At 63.8% G+C, this 6,000-nt stretch carries 6 protein-coding genes; 2 read left to right on the forward strand and 4 right to left on the reverse strand.

What is annotated here, in order from left to right; translation table 11 throughout:
• Positions 1-5: 5 nt before the first annotated feature.
• Entirely contained in the window at positions 6-296 is a 291-nt protein-coding gene (locus tag E4L96_RS15870) for a hypothetical protein (protein ID WP_135208189.1), read from the forward strand.
• Positions 297-557: 261 nt separating this feature from the next.
• On the opposite strand, the gene E4L96_RS15875 is transcribed toward E4L96_RS15870, so the two are convergent.
• The 4 genes from E4L96_RS15875 to E4L96_RS15890 are packed head-to-tail and all read right to left on the reverse strand — an operon-like array spanning position 558 to position 3,606.
• A complete protein-coding gene (locus E4L96_RS15875; protein ID WP_135208190.1) occupies positions 558-1,553 on the reverse strand; it encodes a S49 family peptidase in 996 nt (331 codons plus the stop codon).
• Positions 1,554-1,568: 15 nt separating this feature from the next.
• Positions 1,569-1,940: a Rieske (2Fe-2S) protein gene (locus E4L96_RS15880; protein WP_135208191.1), complete on the reverse strand. Its 372-nt coding sequence runs from the start codon at positions 1,938-1,940 to the stop codon at positions 1,569-1,571.
• Positions 1,940-2,599: an HAD-IA family hydrolase gene (locus E4L96_RS15885; RefSeq protein ID WP_135208192.1), complete on the reverse strand. Its 660-nt coding sequence runs from the start codon at positions 2,597-2,599 to the stop codon at positions 1,940-1,942. The genes E4L96_RS15880 and E4L96_RS15885 overlap by 1 nt, the downstream gene beginning before the upstream one ends.
• A gap of 11 nt (positions 2,600-2,610) precedes the next feature.
• Positions 2,611-3,606: an RluA family pseudouridine synthase gene (locus E4L96_RS15890; RefSeq protein WP_135208193.1), complete on the reverse strand. Its 996-nt coding sequence runs from the start codon at positions 3,604-3,606 to the stop codon at positions 2,611-2,613.
• A gap of 559 nt (positions 3,607-4,165) precedes the next feature.
• Between E4L96_RS15890 and E4L96_RS15895 the strand changes: the two genes are divergently transcribed.
• Positions 4,166-6,000, forward strand: a 1,835-nt coding sequence (locus E4L96_RS15895; protein ID WP_181017622.1) for an Rne/Rng family ribonuclease, incomplete at its 3' end; no start/stop codon positions are given.

Genomic DNA, 6,000 nt, shown 5'->3' on the forward strand with positions numbered 1-6,000 from the left:
CGATCATGACCCACCAAGTTAAAGGCAATGCGAGCACAGACCGGGCAGCAATCGAGGCGGACACGGGGAAGAACGCGATGCTGGAAGAAGTCGCCGCTCTCCGGGCCCGGGTCGCGATCGCGCGCTGGCAGCTGGGCGCCTCCGCCTTGACCGAGCGCGGCGGGATGCTGCTGCGCGCCAGCGTTCAGGCGCGCTTCTACCGCCGCCAGGAACAAGCCTTCGAACGGTGGCTGCTGGAAGGCGGCCTGCGCCGCGACGAACTGCCGGCCCAGGCCCCCGCCACGTGCGAAGACTGAAAAAGAAAACGACGGCTTGAACCGTCGTTTTCTGTCCCGCCCGGGACATAAGTGAGGAATATGCAATTCACTCAACGCCGCACGTGGGCGTGCGGTCCGCAGTTCAGACCCGGCTAGTTGGTGCCAAGCTTTTTTTCGGCGGCCTTGACCTGAACTACACAGACAATATAGAACAAGTCTGAGACAACGCAAGGTAAAGCGCGCTGAAGAGGTGCGCTTTTTTCATGCGCAGCCCGCGCAGTCCGCCCCCATCGCCGGCGCTCAACGCAGCGTTGGATGCGGCCCGTGGTATAGCGACTTCACGGCCCCCGCCCCCACCGATGCGCCAAACTTCTTCAGCACCCGCTCCGGCAGGCCTTCACGTTGAGTGTAGTCCACCACGTCCTCGGCCTTGACCACGTCGCGCGCCACGGAATCGACCGTGCCGAACCCGTCCGCCAAGCCCATCTGCACCGCGCGCGCGCCCGTCCAGAACAGCCCGGAAAACATCTCCGGCGTTTCATGCAGCCGCTTGCCGCGCCCCTTACGCACCACGTCGATGAACTGCTGGTGAATCTCGTTCAGCATCTCCTGCGCGTATTCCTTGTGCTTGGCCGACTGCGGGCTGAACGGATCCATGAAGCCTTTGTTCTGGCCCGCCGTCAGCAGCCTGCGCTCGATGCCCAGCTTGTCCATCAGCCCGGTGAAGCCGAAACCGTCCATCAGCACGCCGACCGAACCGACGATGCTGGCCTTATTCACATAGATCTTGTCCGCGGCCGACGCGATGTAGTACCCGCCCGAGGCGCAGATTTCGTCCACCACCACGTACACCGGCTTGTCTGGATACCCCTTCTTGAGGCGGTTGATCTCGTCCACGATCTCGCCCGCCTGCACCGGGCTGCCGCCCGGGCTGTTGATACGCAGGATGATGGCCGCCGAGCCGCGGTCCAGAAAAGCCTTGTTCAGCGACGGAATCACCGAATCGGCCGATCCGGTGCCTTCGTCGGCGATTTCGCCGTCAATTTCAATCAAGGCCGTGTGGCGGCCGAGCTCAGCATCCGCGCCCGAGAAGTCGAAGTCGAAGTAGGCCCACAGCGCGAAAAACGCGATGAACAGGTACAGAAAGCGGAAGAAGATGCTCCAGCGCCGCGCGGCGCGGTTTTCCTTGACGGTGGCAAAGACCAGCTTTTCCAGCGTCTCGCGCTCCCAGTTCTTCATCTCGGGTGCGCCCGGCGGGACGTTGGGCGGCGGCGGTGGCGGAAATTGTTCGCTCATGAATGGGGGCTGTCCTCAGGCGGCCGGTGGACGGATGTACTCATCCGGCTGCCAAAAAATCTGATTATCCTCTTCCTGCACGCTAATCGGGCGCAAACGGCCGCCTTTGCACGGGCCACCGGCACAATGGCCGGTCTCCGGCACATAGATCGCACCGTGGGTGGCGCACATGATGTACAGGCCGCTGGACTCGAAGAACTCGCCTTCGACCCAGTCCAGCTCCACCGGCACGTGCGCGCACTGGTTCAGATAGCCGTAGGCCTGGCCGTCGTAGCGCACCACGAAGCCGGTTGCGTCGTAGCCGAAGGCGCGCACCGGAAAGCGCACGCCGCGGCCGCCTTCCGCGACCTGGTCCGAGGCACAGATCAGGATGCGATCTGCACTCATCACGCGTTCTCCGCCAGCCAATTGTGCAGTTCTGCCACCGTTTTTGCCGAGTAGACGTGGTCGCAGCTGTGCAGCTGGTCGACCGGATGCGCACCGTACTGCACCGCGATCCCGTGCGCCCCGGCGTTGCTCGCCATCAGCAGATCATGCGTGGTGTCGCCGATCATAACGGTGCGCCGCAGGTCCTGGCCCAGCTCGCGGGTCAGCTCGTGCAGCATGGCGGGGTGCGGTTTGGAAAACGTCTCGTCCGCGCAACGGGTGGCGTGGAAAGTGCCCAGCAGGCCCACGCCATTCAAGGCCCGGTTCAATCCAACCCGGCTCTTGCCGGTGGCCACCGCCAGGAAGTAGGCGCTGGCCGCAAGTTCCTCCAACATCTCGCGAACGCCGGCGAACAGCTCCAGTTCGTGGTCCTTCGTCAGGAAATGGTAGCGGTAGCGCTCCACCATCTTGGGGTACAGCGCCGGGTCGATGTCCGGCATCACGGCGCGCATGGCTTCCTGCAGGCCGAGGCCGATCACGTGCGCGGCGGCATCGTCCTTCGGCACCGGCAGCCCGAGGTCGCGGGCGGCGTGCTGGATCGATTTGACGATGGTGGCGGTGCTGTCCATCAGCGTTCCGTCCCAGTCGAACACGATCAGATCATATTTCTTTCTTGCCATCTCATCCGGCCTCAGGCAGCCGGCTCCTTCTTCGATTCAGTCTGTACTGCACCGCCCAAGCTTACCAAGAAACGCTCGCACTCCGCAGGCAGCGGAGCGGAGACCGTCACCGGCTTGCCCGTGTCGGGGTGCGTGAAAGTGATCTTGTGGGCATGCAGGAACATGCGCTTGAGCGGCCCGCGTGCGGCCGTTGCCTTCTGAAGCTGCTTGTTGAGCGCAAAATCGCCGTATTTCTCATCGCCGAGGATGGGAAAGCCGGACGAGGCCAAGTGCACACGGATCTGGTGCGTGCGGCCCGTCTTGAGCTCGGCTTCAAGCAGCGCGAACTGGTCCGCAAACTTGCGCAGCAACGTAAATACGGTGTGCGATTCCTGCCCGCCCGCCTGCACCACCACCCGCCGCTCGCCATCGGGCGTCGTGTACTTGTGCAGCGGCAGCTTCACGTGCTGTCGCTTGTTCTTCCAGTCGCCCGCGACCATCGCCAAGTAGCGCTTGTCGGTCACGCCGTCGCGCATTTGTTCGTGCAGATTGGTCAACGCGGAACGTTTCTTGGCGAGCAACAGCAGGCCGGACGTTTCCCGGTCCAGCCGGTGCACCAGTTCCAGGAACTTGGCGTCGGGACGCGCGGCACGCAGCTGCTCGATCACGCCGTAGGACACGCCCGACCCGCCATGCACGGCCACGCCGGCCGGCTTGTCCACGATGAGCAGGTGCGCGTCCTCGAACAGGATGGGAAACTCGGCGCCCGGCGCCACGGCGCTTGTCGCTTTTTCTGCCACCCGCACCGGCGGAATGCGCACCACGTCGCCACTTGCCAGCCGGTACAACTGGTCGATCCGCCCCTTGTTCACCCGCACCTCCCCGGAGCGCAGGATCCGGTAGATGTGGCTCTTGGGGACGCCTTTACACACACGCAAAAGGTAGTTGTCGATCCGCTGTCCGGCTTCTTCGTCCGTGATTGTCACGAATTGGGCTTGAGGCGTAGAAATTCTCTCTAAGTCCTTCATTTTGAATATATAATCGACACGCGGGGTTCTAAACCTCTGCAGGTGTAAGAATTAAAACGATATTTTACACAGGGGCGTCTCCATCGGCCTCGCCTATTTGAGCAAATACGATGGAAAAAACGTGTACGCACATCCTTGCGCGAACCAGGGTTGCAACCGGTAGTGTGGCGATCGGGTCGCCGCGCAGGGATGAAGAATCGGATAGTTTGGATTAGTAAGGATAAGTACCCGCCAGCCGCCGGTCCGGCAGCTGGGGGGAGAATGGCGTTACTGACGCTTGCCGTTACATGCGGCCGCAGTGGCCCGCAGCATACCTTGTATGCATGCCGGCCGCGGCCCCATTCACCCAGGCATTGGCCTGCCCGCCGCGCGCCTTCAGATGGCAGCGCGCCGTGGCGTACGGCGCCGGGTGGACTCGGCCTGACGCTGGTCGTCGCCATGCGCCTGTTGTGGCAGCGAAGCTGCCGCATGCCTGGGCATACCCACCTCCAAGCTCCGCCTCGTGCGTACATCCCCTGTACTTTACAGAAGCCCCACGGGGTGCGGAGTTAAATAAAAAATGAAACGCATGTTGTTCAACGCGACGCAGCAGGAGGAGCTGCGCGTCGCGATCGTCGACGGTCAGAAACTGATCGACATCGACATCGAAACCGCCGGCCGCGAGCAGCGCAAGTCGAATATCTACAAAGGCGTGATCACACGCATCGAGCCCTCGCTCGAAGCCTGTTTCGTAAGCTATGGCGAAGACCGCCATGGCTTTTTGCCTTTTAAGGAGGTCGCGCGCACCTACTTCCGCGACGGCGTCGACGTCCGCAGTGCCACCATCAAGGATGCGCTGCGCGAGGGCCAGGAGATCATGGTCCAGGTCGAAAAGGAAGAACGCGGCAACAAGGGCGCCGCCCTGACCTCGTTCATCTCCCTGGCCGGCCGCTACCTTGTGCTGATGCCGAATAACCCGCGCGGCGGCGGCGTGTCGCGCCGTGTCGAGGGCGAAGAGCGCCAGGAGCTGCGCGAGACCATGGACAAGCTGGACATCCCGTCCGGCATGTCGGTCATCGCCCGCACCGCCGGCATCGGCCGCACCGTCGACGAACTGCAGTGGGACCTGAACTACCTGATGCAGCTGTGGCGCGCGATCGAAGGCGCGGCCAAGTCGGCCCCGGGCCCGTTCCTGATCTACCAGGAATCGTCGCTCGTGATCCGCGCGATCCGCGACTACTACCAGCCGGACATCGGCGAGATCCTGATCGACACCGACGAGATCTACGACCAGGCGCACCAGTTCATGAGCCACGTGATGCCGGACATGGTCCATCGCGTCAAGCGCTACTCGGACGACGTGCCCCTGTTCTCGCGCTTCCAGATCGAGCACCAGATCGAAACCGCCTACTCGCGCACGGTCCCCCTGCCCTCCGGCGGCGCGATCGTGATCGACCACACCGAGGCGCTGGTCTCGGTGGACGTGAACTCGGCGCGCGCCACCCGTGGCTCGGACATCGAGACCACCGCGCTCAACACCAACCTGGAAGCGGCCGACGAAGTGGCCCGCCAGCTGCGCCTGCGCGACCTGGGCGGCCTGATCGTGATCGACTTCATCGACATGGAAGTGGCCAAGAACCAGCGCGAGGTGGAAACCCGCCTGAAGGACGCCCTGCACCATGACCGTGCGCGCGTCCAGATGGGCAAGATCTCGCGTTTCGGCCTGATGGAACTGTCGCGCCAGCGCCTGCGTCCGTCGCTGTCGGAAGGCTCGCACGTGACCTGCCCGCGCTGCTCGGGCACCGGCCACATCCGCGATACCGAATCGTCCGCCCTGCAAGTCCTGCGCATCATCCAGGAAGAGGCGATGAAGGAGAACTCGGCCACCATCCACGTGCAGGTGCCGGTCGACGTGTGCGCCTTCCTGCTGAACGAGAAGCGCGGCGAGGTCATGAAGATCGAGAACCGCCACCGCATCAACGTGATCCTGGTACCGAACAAGCACCTGGAAACGCCGCACTACAAGCTGGAGCGCATCAAGCACGACGATCCGCGCCTCGAGAACGTGCAGGCGAGCTACACGCTGGCCGAGCAGGCCGACACCGACATGGGCTTCGCCAAGCGCGCCGAGAAGGAAGAGTCCAAGCCGCGCCAGGAAGCCGTGGTCAAGACCATCACCCCGGCCCAGCCGGCGCCGCTGGTCGACCGCACCGTGGTGGAAGCACCGAAGCCGGTGGCCCAGCCGGCACTGGTGGCCACCGAAGAGCCGGGCTTCTTCAAGAAGCTCATGAACATGATCCTTGGGAAGCCGGCGCCGGCCCCGGTGGTGGAAGCCGCTCCGGCGGCGCCTGCCAAACCGGCGGGCGGCGAGCGCGGCGAGCGCAACGGCCGTGGCAACCAGCGTGGCCGTGGCCG

Source organism: Zemynaea arenosa (genome assembly GCF_004614185.1).
In the GTDB taxonomy this organism is placed as follows: domain Bacteria; phylum Pseudomonadota; class Gammaproteobacteria; order Burkholderiales; family Burkholderiaceae_D; genus Telluria; species Telluria arenosa.

Bases quoted from the DNA above. Each gene is read 5' to 3' on its own strand.
- E4L96_RS15870 (WP_135208189.1), top strand. From the start codon at position 6: ATGACCCACCAAGTTAAAGGCAATGCGAGCACAGACCGGGCAGCAATC.
- E4L96_RS15875 (WP_135208190.1), bottom strand. From the start codon at position 1,553: ATGAGCGAACAATTTCCGCCACCGCCGCCGCCCAACGTCCCGCCGGGC.
- E4L96_RS15880 (WP_135208191.1), bottom strand. From the start codon at position 1,940: ATGAGTGCAGATCGCATCCTGATCTGTGCCTCGGACCAGGTCGCGGAA.
- E4L96_RS15885 (WP_135208192.1), bottom strand. From the start codon at position 2,599: ATGGCAAGAAAGAAATATGATCTGATCGTGTTCGACTGGGACGGAACG.
- E4L96_RS15890 (WP_135208193.1), bottom strand. From the start codon at position 3,606: ATGAAGGACTTAGAGAGAATTTCTACGCCTCAAGCCCAATTCGTGACA.